The sequence below is a fragment of the Mesorhizobium sp. WSM1386 genome (assembly GCF_055901595.1).
Map to the genome: position 1 here is coordinate 335,823 of NZ_CM148373.1, position 20,545 is coordinate 356,367.

General features: G+C 63.9%; 21 protein-coding genes and 1 pseudogene. 12 read left to right on the forward strand and 10 right to left on the reverse strand.

Annotated features, from left to right (window positions below):
* Positions 1 to 104: 104 nt before the first annotated feature.
* The 3 genes from AC0NIH_RS01545 to AC0NIH_RS01555 are packed head-to-tail and all read left to right on the forward strand — an operon-like array spanning position 105 to position 3,518.
* A complete protein-coding gene (locus tag AC0NIH_RS01545) occupies positions 105 to 689 on the forward strand; it encodes a TRAP transporter small permease subunit (protein WP_287272638.1) in 585 nt (194 codons plus the stop codon).
* The gene (locus AC0NIH_RS01550; RefSeq protein ID WP_473466328.1) at positions 689 to 2,476 is read left to right on the forward strand and encodes a TRAP transporter large permease; all 1,788 of its coding nucleotides are present in this window, start codon (positions 689 to 691) and stop codon (positions 2,474 to 2,476) included. The genes AC0NIH_RS01545 and AC0NIH_RS01550 overlap by 1 nt, the downstream gene beginning before the upstream one ends.
* Positions 2,477 to 2,489: 13 nt before the next feature.
* A complete protein-coding gene (locus AC0NIH_RS01555) occupies positions 2,490 to 3,518 on the forward strand; it encodes a zinc-dependent alcohol dehydrogenase family protein (RefSeq protein WP_473466128.1) in 1,029 nt (342 codons plus the stop codon).
* A gap of 73 nt (positions 3,519 to 3,591) precedes the next feature.
* Here the strand turns inward: AC0NIH_RS01555 and AC0NIH_RS01560 are convergent, their stop codons facing one another.
* The gene (locus AC0NIH_RS01560) at positions 3,592 to 4,701 is read right to left on the reverse strand and encodes a TRAP transporter substrate-binding protein (RefSeq protein WP_473466125.1); all 1,110 of its coding nucleotides are present in this window, start codon (positions 4,699 to 4,701) and stop codon (positions 3,592 to 3,594) included.
* Between the two features lie 262 nt (positions 4,702 to 4,963).
* Between AC0NIH_RS01560 and AC0NIH_RS01565 the strand changes: the two genes are divergently transcribed.
* A complete protein-coding gene (locus tag AC0NIH_RS01565) occupies positions 4,964 to 5,737 on the forward strand; it encodes a gamma-glutamyl-gamma-aminobutyrate hydrolase family protein (protein ID WP_473466123.1) in 774 nt (257 codons plus the stop codon).
* Here AC0NIH_RS01565 and AC0NIH_RS01570 read toward each other — a convergent pair.
* From AC0NIH_RS01570 to AC0NIH_RS01590, 5 genes and pseudogenes are all read right to left on the reverse strand, one after another.
* A pseudogene (locus AC0NIH_RS01570) lies at positions 5,738 to 6,143 on the reverse strand (hypothetical protein).
* 85 nt (positions 6,144 to 6,228) lie between these two features.
* Positions 6,229 to 7,212, reverse strand: a complete 984-nt coding sequence (locus tag AC0NIH_RS01575; RefSeq protein WP_352703119.1) for a 2-hydroxyacid dehydrogenase — start codon at positions 7,210 to 7,212, stop codon at positions 6,229 to 6,231.
* The gene (locus AC0NIH_RS01580) at positions 7,209 to 8,231 is read right to left on the reverse strand and encodes a LacI family DNA-binding transcriptional regulator (protein WP_023775909.1); all 1,023 of its coding nucleotides are present in this window, start codon (positions 8,229 to 8,231) and stop codon (positions 7,209 to 7,211) included. Before AC0NIH_RS01580 ends, AC0NIH_RS01575 begins: the two co-directional genes overlap by 4 nt.
* A 78-nt stretch (positions 8,232 to 8,309) precedes the next feature.
* Positions 8,310 to 9,194 carry a DMT family transporter gene (locus tag AC0NIH_RS01585; protein ID WP_352703130.1) on the reverse strand — a complete coding sequence of 295 codons (885 nt, stop codon included), beginning with the start codon at positions 9,192 to 9,194 and terminating at the stop codon, positions 8,310 to 8,312.
* 197 nt (positions 9,195 to 9,391) lie between these two features.
* A complete protein-coding gene (locus AC0NIH_RS01590; RefSeq protein WP_473466120.1) occupies positions 9,392 to 9,799 on the reverse strand; it encodes a DUF2000 family protein in 408 nt (135 codons plus the stop codon).
* A gap of 47 nt (positions 9,800 to 9,846) precedes the next feature.
* On the opposite strand from AC0NIH_RS01590, the gene AC0NIH_RS01595 reads away from it, so the two are divergent.
* Positions 9,847 to 10,722: an AraC family transcriptional regulator gene (locus AC0NIH_RS01595; protein ID WP_473466118.1), complete on the forward strand. Its 876-nt coding sequence runs from the start codon at positions 9,847 to 9,849 to the stop codon at positions 10,720 to 10,722.
* Between the two features lie 16 nt (positions 10,723 to 10,738).
* Here AC0NIH_RS01595 and AC0NIH_RS01600 read toward each other — a convergent pair whose 3' ends face one another.
* A complete protein-coding gene (locus AC0NIH_RS01600; RefSeq protein ID WP_013891578.1) occupies positions 10,739 to 11,209 on the reverse strand; it encodes a MarR family winged helix-turn-helix transcriptional regulator in 471 nt (156 codons plus the stop codon).
* Between the two features lie 419 nt (positions 11,210 to 11,628).
* Here AC0NIH_RS01600 and AC0NIH_RS01605 point away from each other — a divergent pair, with 419 nt between their 5' ends.
* From AC0NIH_RS01605 to AC0NIH_RS01620, 4 genes are all read left to right on the forward strand, one after another.
* Entirely contained in the window at positions 11,629 to 12,696 is a 1,068-nt protein-coding gene (locus AC0NIH_RS01605; protein WP_286438083.1) for a CobW family GTP-binding protein, read from the forward strand.
* 59 nt (positions 12,697 to 12,755) lie between these two features.
* Positions 12,756 to 13,034, forward strand: coding sequence for a type II toxin-antitoxin system TacA family antitoxin (locus AC0NIH_RS01610; protein WP_023765563.1), 279 nt, complete (start codon positions 12,756 to 12,758; stop codon positions 13,032 to 13,034).
* Positions 13,031 to 13,558, forward strand: a complete 528-nt coding sequence (locus AC0NIH_RS01615; RefSeq protein ID WP_473466115.1) for a GNAT family N-acetyltransferase — start codon at positions 13,031 to 13,033, stop codon at positions 13,556 to 13,558. The genes AC0NIH_RS01610 and AC0NIH_RS01615 overlap by 4 nt, the downstream gene beginning before the upstream one ends.
* 61 nt (positions 13,559 to 13,619) lie before the next feature.
* A complete protein-coding gene (locus AC0NIH_RS01620; RefSeq protein WP_473466113.1) occupies positions 13,620 to 14,594 on the forward strand; it encodes a WD40 repeat domain-containing protein in 975 nt (324 codons plus the stop codon).
* A gap of 15 nt (positions 14,595 to 14,609) precedes the next feature.
* Here the strand turns inward: AC0NIH_RS01620 and AC0NIH_RS01625 are convergent, their stop codons facing one another.
* Positions 14,610 to 15,062, reverse strand: coding sequence for a hypothetical protein (locus AC0NIH_RS01625; RefSeq protein ID WP_023765566.1), 453 nt, complete (start codon positions 15,060 to 15,062; stop codon positions 14,610 to 14,612).
* A 157-nt stretch (positions 15,063 to 15,219) separates the two neighbouring features.
* Here AC0NIH_RS01625 and AC0NIH_RS01630 point away from each other — a divergent pair, with 157 nt between their 5' ends.
* The 3 genes from AC0NIH_RS01630 to AC0NIH_RS01640 are packed head-to-tail and all read left to right on the forward strand — an operon-like array spanning position 15,220 to position 18,752.
* A complete protein-coding gene (locus AC0NIH_RS01630) occupies positions 15,220 to 16,602 on the forward strand; it encodes an aspartate aminotransferase family protein (RefSeq protein ID WP_473466110.1) in 1,383 nt (460 codons plus the stop codon).
* 11 nt (positions 16,603 to 16,613) lie between these two features.
* Positions 16,614 to 18,014, forward strand: coding sequence for a glutamine synthetase family protein (locus tag AC0NIH_RS01635; RefSeq protein ID WP_473466108.1), 1,401 nt, complete (start codon positions 16,614 to 16,616; stop codon positions 18,012 to 18,014).
* A 57-nt stretch (positions 18,015 to 18,071) separates the two neighbouring features.
* Positions 18,072 to 18,752, forward strand: a complete 681-nt coding sequence (locus AC0NIH_RS01640) for a UdgX family uracil-DNA binding protein (RefSeq protein WP_023765569.1) — start codon at positions 18,072 to 18,074, stop codon at positions 18,750 to 18,752.
* 9 nt (positions 18,753 to 18,761) lie between these two features.
* On the opposite strand, the gene AC0NIH_RS01645 is transcribed toward AC0NIH_RS01640, so the two are convergent.
* Together AC0NIH_RS01645 and AC0NIH_RS01650 are read right to left on the reverse strand one after the other, a co-directional pair.
* The gene (locus tag AC0NIH_RS01645) at positions 18,762 to 20,027 is read right to left on the reverse strand and encodes a glycerate kinase type-2 family protein (protein WP_473466106.1); all 1,266 of its coding nucleotides are present in this window, start codon (positions 20,025 to 20,027) and stop codon (positions 18,762 to 18,764) included.
* Entirely contained in the window at positions 20,024 to 20,527 is a 504-nt protein-coding gene (locus AC0NIH_RS01650) for a heme-degrading domain-containing protein (protein ID WP_023775919.1), read from the reverse strand. The genes AC0NIH_RS01645 and AC0NIH_RS01650 overlap by 4 nt, the downstream gene beginning before the upstream one ends.
* Positions 20,528 to 20,545 lie beyond the last annotated feature (18 nt).

The window sequence follows — 20,545 nt, forward strand, 5'->3', positions numbered from 1 at the left end:
CCATCCTTGTTGACCCGTCCGGCCACGCGCGGCATACCGTTGGGCCACGCGGCGTGACGACAAAAAGGGGGAGTCGGCACGCCTCCGATAAAAGGGAGGAATGCATGGCAGGGCTTCTCGCTCTCTCCAGGGCGGTCGACCGCCTCAACGAATTCATCGGCAAGTCGGTGTCCTGGCTGATCCTGCTGGCGATCCTCGTGAGCGCGGTCAACGCCGTCATCCGCAAGGTTTTCGACATTTCGTCGAATGCGTGGCTGGAGCTGCAATGGTATCTGTTCGGCGCCGCCTTCATGCTGGCTGCCGCCTATACGCTGAAGCAGAACGAGCATATCCGCATCGACATCGTCTACGGCCTGTTCTCACGCCGCGTACAACACTGGATCGACCTTCTCGGCCATCTCCTGTTCCTGATGCCGTTCGTGACGCTGATGGTGTTCTATTTCGTGCCCTACGTCCGGCTGTCGTTTCACAGCGGCGAAATGTCCAACAATTCCGGAGGCCTGATCGTTTGGCCGGCCAAGGCCATCCTGCTGGTCGGCTTTTTCCTGCTGGCGCTGCAGGGCATTTCCGAGATCATCAAGAAGATCGCCATCATACGCGGCGAGATGGACGATCCCAACCCCTTCATTTCCGTGCACGAACAGGCTGAGCTCGAAGCCAAGGCGCTCGCCGACGAGGTGCGCTCGTGATGGAGTTCATTGCCCAGAACATGGCGCCGATCATGTTCGCCTCGCTGATCCTGTTCATGCTGATCGGCTATCCCGTCGCCTTTTCGCTCGCCGCCAACGGATTGATGTTCTTCTTTATCGGCGTGCTCCTGACGCCCTATTCGGGCGGTGCGATCAACCTCGCCTGGCCGCTGCTCTATGCGCTCCCGGACAATTTCTACGGCAGCCGGGTGATGTCGAACGACACGCTGCTGGCGATCCCGTTTTTCACCTTCATGGGCATCGTGCTCGAGCGATCGGGCATGGCCGAGGACCTGCTCGACACTATCGGCCAGCTGTTCGGACCGATCCGCGGCGGTCTCGCCTACGCGGTGATCTTCGTCGGCGCTCTGCTGGCGGCGACCACCGGCGTGGTCGCGGCATCGGTCATCGCCATGGGACTGATCTCGCTGCCGATCATGCTGCGCTACGGCTATGACCGCCGGCTGGCGTCCGGCGTCATCGCCGCCTCCGGCACGCTCGCGCAGATCATCCCACCGTCGCTGGTGCTGATCGTGCTCGCCGACCAGCTCGGCCGCTCGGTCGGCGACATGTATGCCGGCGCGCTGATCCCCGGCCTGGTGCTGACCGGACTCTACGCGCTTTACATTCTCATCGTATCGATCTTCCGGCCGAAGATGATGCCGGCGCTGCCACTCGAAGCACGCACGCTTGGACATGGCGTGATGTCGCTGCTGGTGGCGCTGGTGGCAGCGGTGGCCATATCCTATGCGGCGTACCGCTATCTGGCGCCGGCGCATGGCGACAATGCCGATATTCTGGGCGCCACGGCCGGCGTGATCGTGATCTATATCGTCGCGATTGCCGACCGGCGGCTGAATATCCACATGATGTCCAGGCTGGCGCAGCAGGTGGTCATCGTGCTGATCCCGCCGCTGGCGCTGATCTTCCTGGTGCTGGGCACCATCTTCCTCGGCATTGCCACGCCGACGGAAGGCGGCGCCATGGGCGCGGTCGGCGCATTGGCGATGGCCGCGGCAAAGGGCCGGCTGTCGCTGGATGTGATCAAGCAAGCACTCGCCTCGACGACGCGACTGTCGTCCTTCGTGCTGTTCATCCTGATCGGCGCGCGCGTGTTCTCGCTGACCTTCTACGGCGTCAACGGCCAGATATGGGTCGAGCACCTTTTGACTTCGCTGCCGGGCGGCGAAGTCGGCTTCCTGATCGGCGTCAACATCCTCGTCTTCTTCCTGGCCTTCTTCCTCGATTTCTTCGAGCTGGCCTTCATCATCGTGCCGCTGCTGGCGCCGGCTGCCGACAAGCTCGGCATCGACCTGATCTGGTTCGGCGTGCTGCTCGGCGTCAACATGCAGACCAGCTTCATGCACCCGCCCTTCGGCTTCGCGCTGTTCTACCTGCGCTCGGTCGCCGCGCGGGTACCCTATCTCGACCGCCTCACCGGCAAGCAGGTCGCGCCGGTGACGACAGGCCAGATCTATTGGGGCGCGGTGCCGTTCGTCCTGATCCAGGTGATCATGATCGGGCTGACCATCTCCTTCCCGCAAATGGTGATGCGCTACAAGGGCACGGCGACCGATGCAGGCACGATCGACTACAAGGTACCGGAAATGCCCTCTCTATCGCCGCTCGGCGCCCCGCAGGGCGGCAGCGCGCCTGCCAATGGCGGCAATGCACCGGCTGCCCCCGGCACGCCGGACCTGTCGCAACCGCCGAGTTTCGGCGATACGCCGCCGGCCAAGCCGGCGACGCCGACGCCGGACCTTTCGCAGCCGCCGAGCTTCAACTGATGGGGACAACGCCATGAGAGCGGTGCGGCTGGAAGCGGTAGGCAGCATTTCGCTGCGCGAGGTCGACAAACCCGTCCCCGGACCGGACGATCTTCTGGTGCGGATCGAAGCCTGTGGCGTCTGCGGCACCGACCGGCATCTTTTCCATGGCGAGTTTCCCTGCAGGCCACCAGTGACGCCCGGCCACGAATTCTCGGGCATCATCGAGGCTGTTGGAGCTGAAGTCTCCGGCTTTGCCGTCGGAGACCGCGTCACCGGCGACCCCAATATCGCCTGCGGGCGGTGTCCGCATTGCCATGCCGGCCGGGTCAATCTCTGCCGCAATCTCAACGCCATCGGCATCCACCGCGACGGCGGCTTTGCCGACTATGTCGTGCTGCCGCAGAAACAGGCTTTCATCCTGCCCGCCGGTTTGAAGCCGACGCACGGCGCGTTCTGCGAGCCGCTCGGCTGCTGCCTGCATGGCGTGGACCTGGCCGAGATCAAGCTTGGCAGCTCGGTGGTCGTGCTCGGCGGCGGCGTGATCGGCCTGCTCACCGTGCAACTGGCGCGGCTGGCTGGCGCCACGACCATCATCCTGTCGACCAGGCAGGCTTCACGGCGCGCACTCGCCGAGGAGTTAGGCGCGACAGCGACGGTCGACCCGATCGCCGGCGACATCATCGATGCCATCGCCGGGCCAACCGGTCTTGTGCCCGGCGGCGCCGACGTGGTGTTCGAATGCGCCGGGGTGCGCGAGACCGTCGAGCAGTCAATGCGGCTGGCACGGGCCGGCGGCACGGTCGTCATCGTCGGCGTGACGCCGCAAGGCATGAAAGTGGAATTCGAACCCTTCGACCTGTTGTTTCGCGAACTCAAGGTGCTGGGCTCTTTTCTCAATCCCTACGCGCACCGCCGCGCCGCCGAGCTGATCGCGTCGGGCGCGATCGAGATCGACCGGTTGATCTCCAGGCAAGTGCCGCTCGAAGAGGCGGCTGACGTCATCGCCAACCCGCCGGCACCTGGCGAGGTCAAGGTGCTGGTGGTGCCGGGTTTGGGCTGAAGGGCGAGCTTTCGGGAGTTGGCGCCGCCCCCAATCGCCCTGCCGGGCGGATAAGGGGCGGCGCAGACTTGTCCTACAGTTTGCCGTTGCGCTGCTGGACCATCATGAAGGTGTCGTAATTGTATTCGGCCACCTGCGCCCAGAGATAGTGCTCCTTGCGGAAGCCCTTGATCGAATCCCAGATCTTCTTGAACGGCGCGTTGGAGGCTTCCATTTCGGCGTAGACTTCGTTGGCCTTCTCGAAGCAGGCGGCCATGATGTCCTGGCTGAACGGACGCAGCTTGGCGCCCCCGGCCACCAGCCGTTTCACCGCCGGAGGGTTCAGATAGTCGTATTTCTGCAGCATGTTCGCATCGGCGGCCTGGGCCGCGGTGCGCAGCAGCGACTTGTAGGTCGGCGAAAGCTCTTCGTATTTCGCCTTGTTGAACATCAGGTGGACGGTCGGTCCGCCCTCCCACCAGCCGGGATAGTAGTAATAGGGCGCGACCTTGTAGAAGCCGAGCTTCTCGTCGTCATAGGGGCCGACCCATTCGGCGGCGTCGATGGTGCCTTTTTCCAGCGCCGGATAGATGTCGCCGCCGGCGATCTGCTGCGGCACGACGCCGAGCTTCTGCACCACCTTGCCGGCGAAGCCGCCGATGCGCATCTTGAGGCCGGAGAGGTCGGCGACCGTGTTGATCTCCTTGCGGAACCAGCCGCCCATCTGCACGCCGGTGTTGCCGCCGGGCAGGCCGAACAACCCTTGCGTGGCGAGAAACTCGTTGAACAGGTCGATGCCCCCGCCATGGTAGTGCCAGGCGTTCATGCCGCGCGCGTTGAGCGAGAAGGGAACGGCCGCACCCAGCGCCCAGGTCGGATCCTTGCCCCAGTAATAATATGCCACCGTGTGGCAGGCTTCGACAGTGCCGGCCGTGGTGGCGTCGGCGGCCTGCAGGCCTGGCACGAGTTCACCGGCGGCAAACACCTGGATCTGGAAATTGCCGTCGGTGGCTTCCGACAGCATCTTGGAGAATACCTCGGCGCCGCCATAGATGGTGTCGAGCGACTTCGGGAAAGACGACGCAAGCCGCCATGTCACCTTGGGATTTGACTGGGCTATTGCCGGTGCCGCAAGCGTGGCCGCCGCGGCGGCGGCGCCGACGCCGGTCACGCCGGCCCTGCGGATGAATGAACGACGATCCATGAAGTTCCTCCCTATTGGATCAACAGACCGAGTTCGGGAAATCCTCAACTCCCGCATCGGTTGGCCGAAACAATACACAGGCGAGAAGCCTAGTCCAGCATGGCGGCCGGATTTGGTGACCAAGCCGTGCAGCCTTGCAACTATAGTCTAACAGGCGGTTTCGTGGCCCATGCGAGATGCTGAAACTTGGCATGGAAAAATTTCGGGAGATCGCCTATTTTGGAGGCAGGACATCCTTGCCTAGATGGAAACCAGAGCCAAAATGCACCAGCCGCTCGTCGCCATATCGACCGACGTCCGTCAGTTCGACAACTACACCTGGCATGCCGCCCCACAGCAGTACCTGGAAGCGGCGATTACCGGCGCCGGCGTGTTCCCGCTGCTGGTGCCGTCATTCGGCGACAGGCTCGACTTCGACGAACTCCTGTCCTCAGTCGACGGCGTCATGGTCACCGGCTCGAAGTCCAACGTACATCCCTCGCTTTACGGCGGCGACGCCAGCGAGGCCAACGGCCCTTATGATCCGGCGCGTGACGCCACCACGCTGCCACTGATCCGCAAGGCGATCGAGCGCGGCGTGCCGCTGCTTGCCATCTGCCGCGGCATCCAGGAGCTGAATGTCGCGCTCGGCGGCACGCTCGGCACCGAGATCCAGGAGCGCGAAGGTTCGCTCGACCACCGCGCGCCGGTGAGCGACAAGCAGGACGAACGCTTCGCCATCCACCAGACCATTTCGATCAAGCCAGGCAGCTGCCTGGCCGGCGTGTTCGGTGCCGGCGACATGAAGGTCAATTCGTTGCACCGCCAGGCGATCGACCGGCTGGGATCGAAGCTCAAGGTCGAGGCTGTCGCCACTGACGGCACGGTCGAAGCGGTTTCGGTCAAGGGGGCCCGCGCCTTTGCCGTCGGGGTCCAATGGCATCCGGAATACTGGGTCAAATCGGACAGCAACTCGGTCAAGATTTTCCGCGCCTTCGGCGATGCGGTACGCCTGCATGCGGCTGCGAAAGCCGGTGCGCGGGCCGCTGCGGAATAATCAGTCTTCCGACTTCAAATCACCGGTTGCGGCCAGCGACAGCAAGGGCGTGGCTGGGGCATAGGATTCGTAACCGTTGCCGTCGGCAACGCCGAAAGTGACGATCGGATCGATGCCGTTGGCGCTGAAGGCGACCGAGCAGTCGGTTTGTTCACGCCAGAATTTTGCTTGCTCGACACCTGGCAGGAGCCGGCGGCAGGTCGGCGCGACGGTAACCAGCGACAAGTCGTCGGAAATTTCGGCGCCGCGGCTGACCGCGCAAGCACGCCTCGTCGCCATTGGCGACAAGCCTGTAGGTGTTGGACGGGGCGAGCTCGTTGGCCGCGCTTTCCCAAGTGCCGCCATGAAACAGCTGGATACCGCCAAAAAGCGCAGCGGCGGCGATCAATGCGGAGAGCGTCTTCATCCTGGTCTTCATCCCTGTACACGGACAGGATAAACAATGATTTCCAAGGGTTAAGCCGACGTTAATAATTGTGGCAGACTGCCACTCAGCCGCGAGCCCTCACATTCGCAGTCTCCGGCACTGGCGTCAGCGGGCGGCGCTCGCCGAACCAGGACACAAGATTGTCGACGCACAGATCCGCCATGGCGCGGCGCGTGTGCTGCGAGGCCGAACCGACATGCGGCAACAAGGAGGCGTTCGGTGCGTCGAGCAACGCCTTCGGCACATTCGGCTCGGCGGCGAAGACATCGAGGCCGGCGGCCGCGATGGTGCCGTTGGCCAGGGCTGCCGCAAGGGCGGCCTCATCGACCGTACTGCCGCGGCCGATGTTGACGAAGACGCCGTTGGCGCCGAGTGCCGACAGGATCTCGGCGTTGACCGCCTTCTGTGTCGAAGCGCCGCCGGGCGCCACCGAAATCAGCGTGTCGACCGCTTCGGCGAGGCTCTTGAGCGTCGGGTGATACTGGTAGGCAAGACCTTCGACGCGACGCCGGTTGTGGTAGGCGACCGGTAGGCCGAACGCTTCCAGCCGCCGGGCGATGGCTCGTCCGATGCGGCCCATGCCGAAAATGCCGACGCGGCGTGCACGCAAGGTCAGCCGGCTCAGCGGATAGTCGCCCTTCTTCGCCCAGCTGCCGTCGCGCAGCCAGGTTTCGGCGCGCGGCAGGTCGCGGATGGTGTTGATAAGCAGCCCGATCGCGGTGTCGGCGACCTCCTCGGTCAAGACGTCGGGCGTGTTGGTGACCATGATGTTGTTCGCCGCCGCATGGCCAACATCGACCGAATCATAACCGACGCCGAAGGAGGCGATCAGTTCGAGATTGGGCAGCGCATCCATCATCGCCGCGTTGATGCCGGCAAACGAAGCAATGCCCCGCACCGTGCTGCTCATCTCGTCGGTGACCAGCGCCGGATCGGCGCGCTCGATGGCGATGCGCCTGAAGGTCCGCTCGATGCGCCCAACCGCGTGGTCGCTGAAACCCGCCGGCACCAGAATGGCGACGGCTTGCAACTCTTCGGCCTTCATCATGCACGCTCCACCGGTTTGCCGGTCGACTGGCGCACATGCAGTTCCGGCTTGATCAATTCCTGCGAGGGCCGCACCGTCTGCCCGTTGAGCTTGTCGAGCAGTGCGCTGGCGGCGCGGCGGCCAACCTCGCGCTGCCCGTTCCAGACGGTGGTCAGCGCCGGCGTGGCGATCGCCGCCTCTTCGAGATCGTCATAGCCGGTGACGGAGATGTCGACGCCGGGCACCAGGCCGGCACGCGCGATACCGTTCATCAATCCGATGGCGACAAGGTCGTTCCAGCAGCAGGCCGCGGTCGGCTTGTCCTTCAGTGCCAGGAACTGCCCGGCGGCCTCGAAGCCGGCCTGCTTGGTGCGCGGGCCGGCAATGCGCCAGGACGGCCTGACTTCCATTCCTGCCGCTTCCATGGCGTTGACATAGCCCTGATAGCGGTCGCGTCCGGTCGAGGTCTGGTCGGTGCCGCCGATCATGGCGATGCGCTTGTGGCCGAGCGAGATCAGGTGATTGGTGGCGAGCCCCGTTCCATAGGCATCGTCGCCGCGGAACACCGGCACGTCGGCGCCCTCGACAGTGCGCGCGATCAGCACCGCCGGCAGGCCGTTCTCCTCGGCCATCACGATGTCGGAAGCCGGGGTGCCGATGGCCGGTGACATGATGACGCCATCGGCGCCGAGCTGCAGCAGCGTGTCGATGAAGGTGCGCTGCTTCTCGAGCTGGTCGTAGTGGTTGGACAGGATGAAGGTCTGCCGGCTGCGGTCGAGCTCGCTTTCGATCGAGCGCAGGATCTCGGCGAAGAACGGGTTCATGATGTCGTGCACGACGACGCCGACAATGCCCGAGCGCGAGGTGCGCAGGCTGGCGGCGCGGCGGTTGTAGATATAGCCGATGGCGCGGGCATGCTCCTTGATGCGGTCGCGCGTCGAGCCGGCGACCAATGGGCTGTCGCGCAGCGCCAGCGAAACCGTGGCCGTGGACACGCCGAGCGCATCCGCGATCGTCGAAAGCTTGATTTTTTGTGCCAGCGCCTTGCGCTCCCCGAACGACCTGAATTCTGACCTAAACTGTTTAAAGGCGGCGTTATGCCACCGATCGGGGGCAAATCAAAGTTTTTTTGCCAGCGCTTCCGCCTCGACATCGGAAGCCGCGCGGCTCTGCAGCCGAAGCCGGTGTTCGCGGTGCACGATGTAGAGGCCGCTGGCGACGATGATGGCCGCGCCGAGCAGCGTCCAGCGGTCGGGGAACTGCTTGAAGACGATCCAGCCGGAAATGATCATCCACACCATCTGCGAATAGGGATAGGGAGCGAGCGCCGTTGTCGTCGCCAGCCGGTAGGCCTGGACCAGCAGCCAGTGCCCGACGCCGCCGAACACGCCAAGCATGAGCAGGATGAACCAGTGCCAGCCATCATGCGGCAGCGAGAACGAGAACGGCAGCAGGGGCAACAGCAGCACCGTCGGCGCGAGCGCCGAAAACAAGATGAGGCTTTCCGGAGTTTCGGTCGCCGACATGCGGCGGGTCATGATGACGTAGAAGCAGTTCGACAGCATCGAGCCGAGCGCGAAGAGATGTCCTATGCCGAAAACGCCGACACCCGGCCTGGTGATGATCAGAACACCGGTGAAGGCAGCCACGATAGCCAGCCAACGCCGCCAGCCGGCCCATTCGCCGAGCAGCGGGCCGGCAAGTGCGGTGATCACCATCGGTCCAAAGAAATAGATCGATGTCGTCTCGGCCAATTGCAGGGACCGCAGCGCCAGGACGTTGAAAATGGTGGAGCCGAACAGGAACAGTCCGCGCAGCACATGCGCCGGCAGGTTAACCGGGCGAAACCGCACCGGCTGGCGCCAGCCGCGCAGGAGAGCGCCGACCAATACGACATGCACGGCAAAGCGTACCCAGGCGACGATCAGCACCGAGACCCCGGCCAGGACGAGATATTTGCTTGAGGTGTCGAGGAAGGTGAAGAAGACATAGGTGGAAAGCATGCACAGGATCGCCACCGGCGGCGTCGCGCTTTCTAAGTGTCTTTGGGGAGCATTCACTTGCAGGCCGGGAAAAGCTGGGCTGAAGCCCTTCTTTGCGGGAATTGCCGCTTGCCGGCAAGCCAATTGTCGCCCGCTGCCGCGCCTGAGCGTGCTGGCCTAACAACAGGTGCCGCCAGGCTTAGTCCATGCCTATGTCGCTAGGCGTGCATGCGGGCGCCCTTGGTGATCTTGTCGACCACCTTCTTCTCGGCGCGCAGCGCGATGCCGACCACCTTGGCGTCGTCGGGCGCGAACTCGGCAAAGACGGCGCGATTGGCGGCGTCGAAGCCGGTCGAAAACATCTCCTCGACATAGAGCGAGGTCGTCACGCCACGCTCGAGCGTGCGCCGCTGGATCGCGGCGAGCGTCGCCTGATCCGCCGACAGCACGATGACCGGCTGGATCGACAGCGGATTGTAAAGATTGCCTGACCGGTCGCGGTAGGGTTCGCCAATGATGCCAGGGAACTGGGCGACCACGCCGCTGGTCAGGAAGGCCGTGACGTTGAGTTTCTGCCAGACCGGCAGGTCCTCCCTGAGCACGATTGCAAATTTCGTATCGAACATGAGACATTACCCATTCGAACAGGCCCCTTTCGAGGCTGAAGGAGACGATGTCGCACGATCTAGGCAGCCAGGCCTTCGAGGGTCTTGGACGTTTGTGCGCCGATGCGGCGCAAAACTGCATCATTTCCGCTCCCGACCCTGCGGGCATGGAGCGGATCGAGGCGCGGTTCCACGGCAGCGCCTTCGACCTGCACCGCCATGACACCTATGCGATCGGGGTGACGCTGCAGGGCGTGCAGACCTTTCGCTATCGTGGTGCGACGCGGGTAAGCCTGCCCGGCCAGATCATCGTGCTGCATCCCGACGAATTGCATGACGGCGGCGCCGGCACCGAGGACGGGTTGCGCTACAGGATGCTCTATCTCGAACCGTCGCTGATGCTCGACTGCTTTGGCGGCGCATCGTTGCCCTTCGTCAGGGACGCCGTGGTGACGGACGATGCCTTTTGCGCAACGCTGCTTTCGGCACTGGGGCCGCTGGAGCAGGAACTCGACGAATTGTTCGTCGACGACTTCCTGGCGCAGCTGATGCAGAGGCTCTCGCGGCATGCCGGGCAGCCGGGCAAGCCGATGGCCAGGACGGCGTGGCAAGCGGCCGCGGCGGCGCGTGACTATCTCACGGAAAACCTGAACCGTCCGGTGGGGTCGGGCGAATTGGAGGCGATCACCGGGCTCGACCGCTATGCATTGTCACGGCATTTCCGCGCCGCCTTCTCAACCAGCCCGCATCGTTTCCTGGTGATGCGCCGGCTTCAGCACGCGCGGCGGATGATCATGGCCGGCGAACCATTGGCGCAGATTGCCGTCGAGGCCGGCTTCAGCGACCAGAGCCATTTCAACAGGCAATTCAAGAAGGCGTTCGGCATGACGCCTGGACGCTGGTCTTCGCTGATCCGTGGACCGGCCGCGATGGCGGCGGCCTGATCGTCGTACCGGACGATCAGTCGTCCGACTCGGCGTCGTCGTCCATCAACACCAGCTCCTCGTTGGAGAGGTTGGCCTCGATGCGGGCAAGCAGCTTGAACAGCGCCTTCTGGTCCTTCTTGTCGAGGCCTTTCAGCGCCTGCTTTTCGGTCTTCTTCACCGACTTTTCGATGGCGCGGATGGTTTCGCGGCCGGTGTCGGTCAAGAAGATGTGCGCCTGGCGGGCATCGGCCTCGGAGGCGCGCTTTTCCAGGAAACCCTGCGCCTGCAGCCTGTTGATGGTCTTGGTGATAGTGGGCGGGCGCACGCCGAGGCGACCGGCAAGATTGCCCGGCGTCTGGCCGTCCTCGCGGTCGAGCGCCAGCATGATCTGGTCCTGGCCGGCATAGAAGCCGTGCGCCAGAAGCCGAGCCGCCAGTGCGGTCCTTGCCAGCCTTGCCGCGGAATGCAGCCGGCTCATCGTTGCAGTCTTGTCCGCCTTGGCCATGGTCATCCCTCTTCGGCCGTACCGGTGCGTGCAGCATAGACGCAGCCGGCCGGTTGGCAATCGACGATCGAAAAGATTCCGGCGCTTCAAACAGCTTTGCCGGCAAGCATTGCGGTGTCCGCCGTGGCTAATGCCAGATGTTTATTTCAGTTAGATGACAAACGAGTTTCGGCAGTTGCGGATTCACAGCCACCGCGACGCGGGCGCGATGTGACGGTCGGCAGACCTGGACGGACGCCCCGTTTGTCGTCACGTCGCGTAGGCAGCGAAGCTTTTCGCAGCCAGGATCGTGGGACAATCCCGGGGGGCCGCCTTGGCCCATTGGTTTGCCCCGTGCAAAAGCCCGGCACACATCCTATATGGAACCGACAATCCCTTTCGCGGCCCCAGATTTTGGCCCAGTCAGTTCGAGGCAAGCCATGAGCGACGCACAGACGCAGATCCCCGTAACCGTTCTCACCGGCTATCTCGGTGCCGGCAAGACGACGCTGCTCAACCGCATCCTGTCGGAGAGCCACGGCAAGCGTTACGCCGTCATCGTCAATGAATTCGGCGAAATCGGCATCGACAACGACCTGATCGTGGAATCCGACGAGGAAATCTACGAGATGAACAATGGCTGCGTCTGCTGCACGGTGCGCGGCGACCTGATCCGCGTCGTCGAAGGCCTGATGCGCCGCCCCGGCCGCTTCGACGCCATCGTGGTCGAGACCACCGGTCTCGCCGATCCGGTGCCAGTGGCGCAGACCTTCTTCATGGACGACGACGTGCGCTCCAAGACCAAGCTCGACGCGGTGGTAGCGCTGGTCGACGCCAAGCATCTGCCGTTGCGCCTCAAGGATTCCAGGGAAGCCGAGGACCAGATCGCGTTCGCCGACGTCGTCGTGCTCAACAAGACCGATTTGGTCACACCGGAAGAACTCGCAAAAGTCGAGGCGACGATCCGCGCCATCAATCCGGCGGCGAGGATACATCGCACGACGCGCGCCGGTGTCGCCCTGTCCGAGGTGCTCGATCGTGGCGCCTTCGACCTCTCCAAGGCGCTGGAAAACGATCCGCACTTCCTCGAGGCGCATGACGATCACCATGACCACGATCACCACGACCATGATGGCCACGATCACCACCACGATCATCACGGGCATGATCATGAGGGGCATGATCATCATGCGCATCCCTCCGACATCCATGACGTGACGGTTCAGTCGGTATCGCTGCGCGGCGGCGAAATGGACCCGAAGAAGTTCTTCCCCTGGATCGAGAAGATCACCCAGATGGAAGGCCCGAACATCCTGCGGTTGAAAGGCATCATCGCGCTCAAGGGCGACGATGAGCGCTACGTCATCCAGGGTGTGCACATGATCATCGAGGGTGACCACCAGCGCGCCTGGAAAGACGGCGAGAAACACGAGAGCCGGCTGGTCTTCATCGGCCGTGAACTCGACGCCGAGCGGCTGAAGAAGAGCTTTGACGCCTGCCAGGCATAATGGATTGACCTTGATCTCGCGTACACATAATATGTGTACGCGAGATCAAGGAGGCACCCATGCCGCGGCCCGCCGACAATAAGACCGAGCGTTATCAAATCCGCATTGCGCCGGCGCAAAAGGCGATGATCGCGCGGGCGGCTGCCCTGTCGCATCAGGACGTGGCTGACTTCATCCTCAACAAGGTGGTGCCCGAAGCTCAGGCCGTGATCGAAGCGGCCGAGGTCACGAAAGTATCAGACCGCGATTTCACACGCATACTCGACCTTTTGGAGCACCCGCCCAAACCCAACGCCAAGTTGCGAGCAGCGATTGCAGCCTTGCCAGATACGCTGTGACGCTTCCGTCCTGGCACGAAGAGGCGATTGCGAAACGGCACAATCGGAATTCCTTCGATTGCGGCGATACGCACATGAATGATTTTCTGCGGCGTTTCGCACGGCAAAGTCACGAGCAGAATGCCGCGAAGACCTTCTGTGCTGTTGATGACGCGGCGCCAGAACGAATTCTAGGATTCTACACAATCGCACCCTCTGCCGTCGCTCACGAAAACGTGCCGGCAGCCATGACGAAGGGCTTGGCGCGGCACGAGGTTTCCGGCTTCAAGCTCGCCCGCCTCGCAACCGACCTTACCGCCGCAGGGAATGGGTTCGGAGGACAATTGCTTGCAGCCGCGGCGTTGCGCTGCCTGCGGCTTGCCAGCGAGGGCGGGGGCATCCTGCTCATCATTGACGCCAAAAGCGAGCGTGCTGCGACATGGTACGCCAGCTACGGTGCCGAGCGCCTTCAAGGATCGGATTTGACCCTGGCGATGCCCCTGGCGACATTCGCAACCGATCTGCGCACCAAGGGACTGCTTTGACAATGGCCTCTTGCGTCGAGTAAGCCGCGTTTGCAATCCGTCCAACTGAACGAAGACAATCATGCCCACCGTCGCCCCGCTTGATCTCGAAGGCCACTGCCTTGCCGCCGTCTTCCTCGGCGATGTGCCGCATTTCGCGCTGGCCGATGGCGCCGTCCACCGGCTCGACAATGGCCACAAGACGGTGCAGGCCAATGACGGGCTGCTCGCGGCCTTCCACGACCCAGCCAACGACCGGCTGATCACCGGCGGTGAGGACGGCAAGGTGTTTGCCGTGAAGGCAGGTGGCGAGGCACAGGAATTGGCGACAGCCGGCAAGAAGTGGATCACCAGCGTTGCCGCGGGACCGCAGGGGGCCATTGCCTATGCGACGGGGAAGACCGCCTCCGTTCGTTTCGCCGACGGCAAGACCCGGGAATTCGTCCATCCGCGCTCGGTCGAGGGACTGGCGTTTTCGCCCAAGGGCATGCGCTTCGGTGTTGCCCGCTACAATGGCGCGACGCTGCATTTCCCGGCCGCCGAGGGCAAGCCGGTGGAACTCGAATGGGCTGGCGCCCACACCGGCATCACCTTTTCCCCCGACGGCGCCTTCCTCGTCACCACCATGCAGGAAAACGCCCTGCATGGCTGGAAGCTGGCGGACGGCAAGCACATGCGCATGACCGGCTATCCCGGCAAGGTCAAAAGCCTGTCATGGAGCGTCAAAGGCAAATGGCTGGCGAGTTCCGGCGCGCCGGCGGCGATCGTCTGGCCGTTTTCAGGCAAGGACGGCCCGATGGGCAAGGCGCCGCTGGAACTCGGCACGCGCGGCAACGCCATGGTGACGGCAGTCGCTTGCCACCCGAGCCAGGATGTCGTCGCCGTCGGCTATGATGACGGCATGGTGATGGCGGTGCGCTTCTCGGATGCCAAGGAAGTGCTGTTGCGGCGGCCAGGCAAGGGCACGATCACCTCGATGATGTGGGACAAGGAAGAACGCCGCATCGCCTTCGGCAGTGCCGCCGGCGACTGCGGCGTCATCGACATCACGGCGTAGTTTCAAAATAGCGGATCACTCGGCGCCGCACGACACCTTGCCCGTCAACTCCGTCGGCTTGCCGTCCTTGTCCGTGTCGGCGGCATTGTCATAGACGGCAAGCGTGTACTGCCCGTCATAGACGCCTTCGTCGCTGGTTTTGGTCAGGATCGTCAGTTCAACTGAATTGAAGGTGCTTGCCACCTCGTACTCGCGGTAGATGTTCAGCCGCAGCTCCTTGTCGTCCAGCCAGTACTGGGTCAGGTTGGAATCCTCGAACACCGTCTTGCGCAATCCGTCGCCGGCCGGCCGCGCCTTGATTTCGAGATCGCCGCGAAAGTTGAAGGTCGGGCCGCCCATTCCTCTGGTGACGCCGGCGCCGACGTCGAATGTGACAGCCGTATCGTCGGCGTTGCACCAGATGCCGCCCGAGGCGAGGGCCGCGCCGGCCGACGACAGAAACATTGCCACACAGACAATCGTCCGCATTTTTGCCTCCCCACCTCAATCCTACACTCATATTGGCGCTGACTTCAGCGGCACGGTCAAGCGCCGCTGCCGAACGCTGCGCCAATACAGGACGGGCGCCCGGCCAATTGCGGATGCCGACACGGATTGGCTAAGAGGAACGATCAGAGGGGTTTCCATGCACAGCAGCGACATGTCAAATACGGCCATCGGCGGCATCAGCCGCGATCGCATCGCCAATCTGCGCGAGACCGAAGGAGAAGCGTTCCGCAAGGCACGGCCGAAATCGCAAGCGAAGGTCGGCAACGGCCTGCCCGGCTTCTTCGGCGGCGTGCCGATGCATTGGATGAATGACTGGCCAACGCCATTTCCGATCCTGGTCGACAGCGCCAGGGGCGCCACGATCACCGACATCGACGGCAACAGGCTCGACGATTTCTGCCTTGGCGACACCGGCTCGATGTTCGGTCATTCGCCGCCAGCGGTGGCGCGCGCCATTCGCCGCCAGGCCGGGCGCGGGCTGACCTATATGCTGCCTTCGGAAGATGCGCTCGCCATCGGGCCGCTGCTGCAGCAGCGGTTCGGCCTGCCGTTCTGGCAGATCGCGACGACGGCGACCGATGCCAACCGCTTTGCGCTGCGCGTCGCCCGCGCCGTCACCGGCCGGGAAAAGATCCTGGTCTTCAACGGCTGCTATCACGGCTCGGTGGACGAGACGATGGTGCGGCTGATCGACGGAAAGCCCGTCAACCGGCCGGGACTGGCTGGCGAGTTCCGCGACCTGACCCGTACGGCCAAGGTCATCGAGTTCAACAACATTCCGGCGCTCGAGGCAGCGCTCAAGGACAAGGATGTCGCCTGCGTCATCGCGGAACCGGTGCTGACCAATTCCTGCATGGTTCTGGCCGATCCCGGCTTCCACGATGCGTTGCGGCGTCTCACCCGCGCGACCGGCACGCTGCTTCTGATCGACGAAACGCACACGATTTCGACCGGTCCGGGCGGCTACACCCGGAAATACGGGCTCGATCCGGACTTGTTCGTGCTGGGCAAGCCGATCGCCGGCGGTGTGCCGGCAAGCGTCTGGGGCATGAGCGACGAGGTCGCCTCGCGTTACGCCGACTACAACAAGACGAAGGAACCGGGCTATTCCGGCATGGGCACGACGCTCTCGGCCAATCCGCTGCAGTTCGCCACCATGCGCGCGACGCTCGAAGAGGTGATGACCGAGGACAATTACGCTCGCATGGACCATCTGGCACGGCGGCTCGATGCCGGCCTTACCGGCGCGATCGACCGCTATCGCCTTCCCTGGCATGTCGCCCGTGTCGGCGCCCGCGTCGAGTTCATCTGCGCGCCCGGCCCGCTGCGCAATGGCGCCGAGGCCGAAGGTGCGCATGCGCCGGAGCTGGAAGCCGCCATCCATGTCGCGCTGGTCAATCGCGGCGTGTTGATCGCGCCCTTCCACAACATGATGCTGATCTCGCCGGCGACCTCAGGCGCCCAGGTCAACCGGCTGATCGCCGCCTTCGGCGCGGTTGCGGCAAAGCTTGCGGCATGAGACAAGCGGCCATGGACAATGCCATCGTGACCTCACCTTCGGGCTCCTCGCCCACCGAGGCGCAAGCCTTTCTCGACGCCCATCCCGAGATCGAAGCTTTCGATATCGTGCTGACCGACGCCAATGGCGTCGGCCGCGGCAAGATCGTGCGCCGGCATGAGCTGAAAAGCATCTTCGAGGGCGGCCGCCACATGCCGATCTCGATCCTCGGCCTCGACATCACCGGCGAGGATGTGCACGAAACCGGACTGATCTGGACGACCGGTGACGGCGATCTCCGGGCATGGCCGATCCCCGGCACGCTTGTGCCGCTCCATGGCACCAACCCGCCGCGCGGCCAGGTGCTGATGGCGATGTACCATCTCGAAGGCCAGCCCATGTCTTCGGACCCGCGGCTGGCACTGGCCCGGCAAGTCGACATACTGGCGGCAAAGGGCCTCTATCCGGCCGGTGCCTTCGAACTCGAATTTTTCCTGCTGGCCAACGAACGCGATGCCGACGGCAAGGTGCAGCCGGCGCGCGCGGTGCTTGACGGCCGGGTCTCGGGCAAGACGGAAGTTTATTCCGTCGACCATCTGCACGGCATGGAGCCGCTGTTCTCCGACATCTATGCGGCCGCCAAGGTGCAGGGAATTCCGGCCGAGACGGTGATTTCCGAATATGCGCCAGGCCAGTACGAATTGACGCTGAACTACCGCAAGGACGTGATGCGGGCGGCCGACGACCTCGTGATGCTGAAGCGGCTGGTGCGGGCACAGGCGCGCCGTCACGGCGTCACCGCCTGTTTCATGGCCAAGCCGATCGAGAAATACGCCGGTTCGGGCATGCATTTCCACGTCTCGCTGCAGGACAAGGCGGGCCGAAACGTATTTTCGGAAGCCGGCGGCGAAAGCTGGTCGCTGCCGCTGCTGCGCGGTCTCGGCGGCTTGATCCAGACGATGGCGGAATCGATGCTGGTGTTTGCGCCGCACGCCAATTCCTGGCGGCGTTTCGTCTCGCAATCCTACGCCCCGGTGGCACCGACCTGGGGCGTCAACAACCGTTCCGTGGCGTTGCGCGTGCCGGCGGGCGACTCCAAGAACCGGCGCATCGAGCACCGGCCGTCCGGTGTCGACGCCAACCCCTACCTGATTGCCGCGACAGTGCTCGCCGGTATCATCAAGGGCCTCGACGAGGGGCTCGATCCCGGCCCCGAAACGACGGGCAATGGCTATGAGGCTGCCGTCACCCGCACGACGATGCCGGCCGATTGGCGCGCCGCCATCGAGGCGGCGAGGACATCCAGCTTCCTGAAGGGTGCGCTCGGCGAGGATTTGCACCGCACCTTCGTGGCGATCAAGCAGTCCGAATATCTGCGCGTCGCGCGCACGGTGAGCGAGCTGGATTATCATCTCTACCTGCACGAAGTCTGAGCAGGGAACCATCGTCGGCTTGGACCATTTCAATATTGGAATGGACGAGGCAGGATGATGGCGACCACAGGCCTTCCGCGCGATGCGAAGATGCCAGCCCGGCGTATTTCCGGGCCACGCGCCGAACTGATATCGGACGAGACTGATGCCAACTCGATCCCGGAACTGCGCGAGACGGCGGAAGGTTGCCGTCGCTGTCCGCTGTGGCGCAATGCGACACAGACCGTCTTCGGTGAAGGCCCTGACAACGCCAAGGTGATTTTCGTCGGCGAACAGCCGGGTGATCAGGAGGATCTCGTCGGCAAACCATTTGTCGGCCCGGCGGGCAGGGTGTTCGATGCTATCCTCGATGACGCGGACGTTGACCGCCAAAAAGTCTATGTTACCAACGCGGTCAAGCACTTCAAGTTCGAGCCGCGCGGCAAGCGCCGCATCCACTCCAAACCGAATGCCGGCGAGGTTCAGGCTTGCCGCTGGTGGCTCGATCAGGAGTTCGATCTCATCAAGCCGAACCTCGCCGTGGCGCTCGGAGCAACGGCGGCATTGTCGCTGCTGGGCAAGGCGACGCCGGTGATGAAGATGCGTGGCCAGGTGATCGAGCGCGAGGACGGCCTGCGTGTGTTCATCACCATCCACCCCTCCTTCATCCTGCGCATCCGCGAGGCCGCGGACAAGGCGGCCGAACGCGAGCGCTTCCTGCAGGACATGAAGCAGGTGAAGCGGTTAATGGCTGCTTGAGTTGTTACCCTAACGTATAAGGATCGCCCGGAGATCATTAACATTCGTGCCCGTCGGGCCGGGCACGAAAAGGTCGCCGACGGCGTCGAACGCCGCCCAGGCGTTGTTGCCCGCCAGCATGGCCTTGGCATCCACACCCGCCGCCCGCATGCGCGAAACGGTCGAACCATCGGCGAAGGCGCCGGCATTGTCTTCCGACCCGTCGATGCCGTCCGTGTCGGCGGCCAAGGCGTGGATACCCTCAACGCCGTTGGTGCCGATGGCGAAGGCGAGCAGGAATTCCGAGTTGCGGCCACCCTTGCCCTTGGCGCGCAAAGTCACGGTTGTTTCGCCACCGGACAGGATCAGCACCGGCTTTTGGAATGGACGGTTGCGCGTCGCGACCTCACGCGCAATCGCCGCATGCACGCCGCCGACCTCACGCGCTTCGCCCTCGATGGCATCCGACAGGATGACCGCCTCGATGCCCCGGCGCCTCGCTTCCGCCGCGGCCGCTTCCAGCGAGACGCCGGCCGAGGCGATCAGATGCACCTCGTTGCGCGAAAAGCGCTGATCGTCGGGATTTGGCGCATCGGCAGCCGGTGAATTGATGTGCGCCATCACCGCAGCCGGCAGCTTCATGCCATAGGCCGATATCGATGCCAGCGCATCTTCACGGCTGCCGACGTCCGGCACGGTTGGCCCGGAGGCGACAAGTGCAGAATTGTCGCCGGGAATGTCGGAGACAACCAGCGACACCACCTTGGCCGGCCAGGCGGCGGCCGCCAGCCGGCCACCCTTGATGGTGGAAAGGTGCTTGCGGATGGTGTTCATCGCCGCGATCGGTGCGCCGGAAGCAAGCAGCGCCTCGTTGACGGCGATCTCGTCGGCGAGCGTCAGGCCGGCGGCCGGCGACGGCAGCAGCGCCGAGCCGCCGCCGGAAATCAGCGCCACGACAAGGTCGTCCGCGGTCAGCCCCCTGACCTTTTCCAGCAATCGCCGCGAGGCTTCCAGGCCAGCGGCGTCCGGCACCGGATGCGCCGCCTCGATGATCTCGATCCGCTCGCATTTGGCACTATAGCCGTAGCGGGTGACGACCAGACCTTCGATCGGCCCGTCCCATACCTTCTCGAATGCCGCCGCCATCTGCGCCGAGCCTTTGCCCGCGCCAATGACGATGGTGCGGCCCTTGGGCATCGCCGGCAGATGATCCCTGATGGTGCGCTCCGGATCGGCGGCGGCGACGGCGGCGTCGAAGATCGAGATGAGGAAGCCCTTGGGGTCGAGCTCTGTCATTTGGCTTCCGGCGGCAAGGCAAGCTCTTGGCGGTCGATGCCCAGGTGGGCGCACAGCGCATCGACGACCACGCCGTGATCCTCGCGCTCCGGCAGGCCGGACACTGCGATCACGCCAATGACGCCGGAGCCCTTGACCGTGACCGGAAAACCGCCGCCGGCCAACACATAGTCCGAGATGTCGAGGCCTTCGCCGACCTTGAAGGTGCGGTCCGGGCGTTGCTGCTCTAGCACCAGCCGATAGGTGCTCCTGAGATACCGCCTGACGACGTTGATCTTGCGCCGCGCCCAGTCCGGGTTGGAGGCGTTCGAGCCCGGCATCGCCGCATAGAACAGCGGCCGGTCGAAAGTCCTGATGTCGACGATAACTGGCATGTTCTCGGCAAGCGCCCGGTCACGGATGGCCGAACCGATCTTGAAAGCGACAGCCTCGTCGAAGGCGGGAAAGACAAGAACCTCTTCCTGTCTCTTGATCAGAGCGATGTCGTCCGCGGCGGCCATTTTCTTCCTCCGAAAATC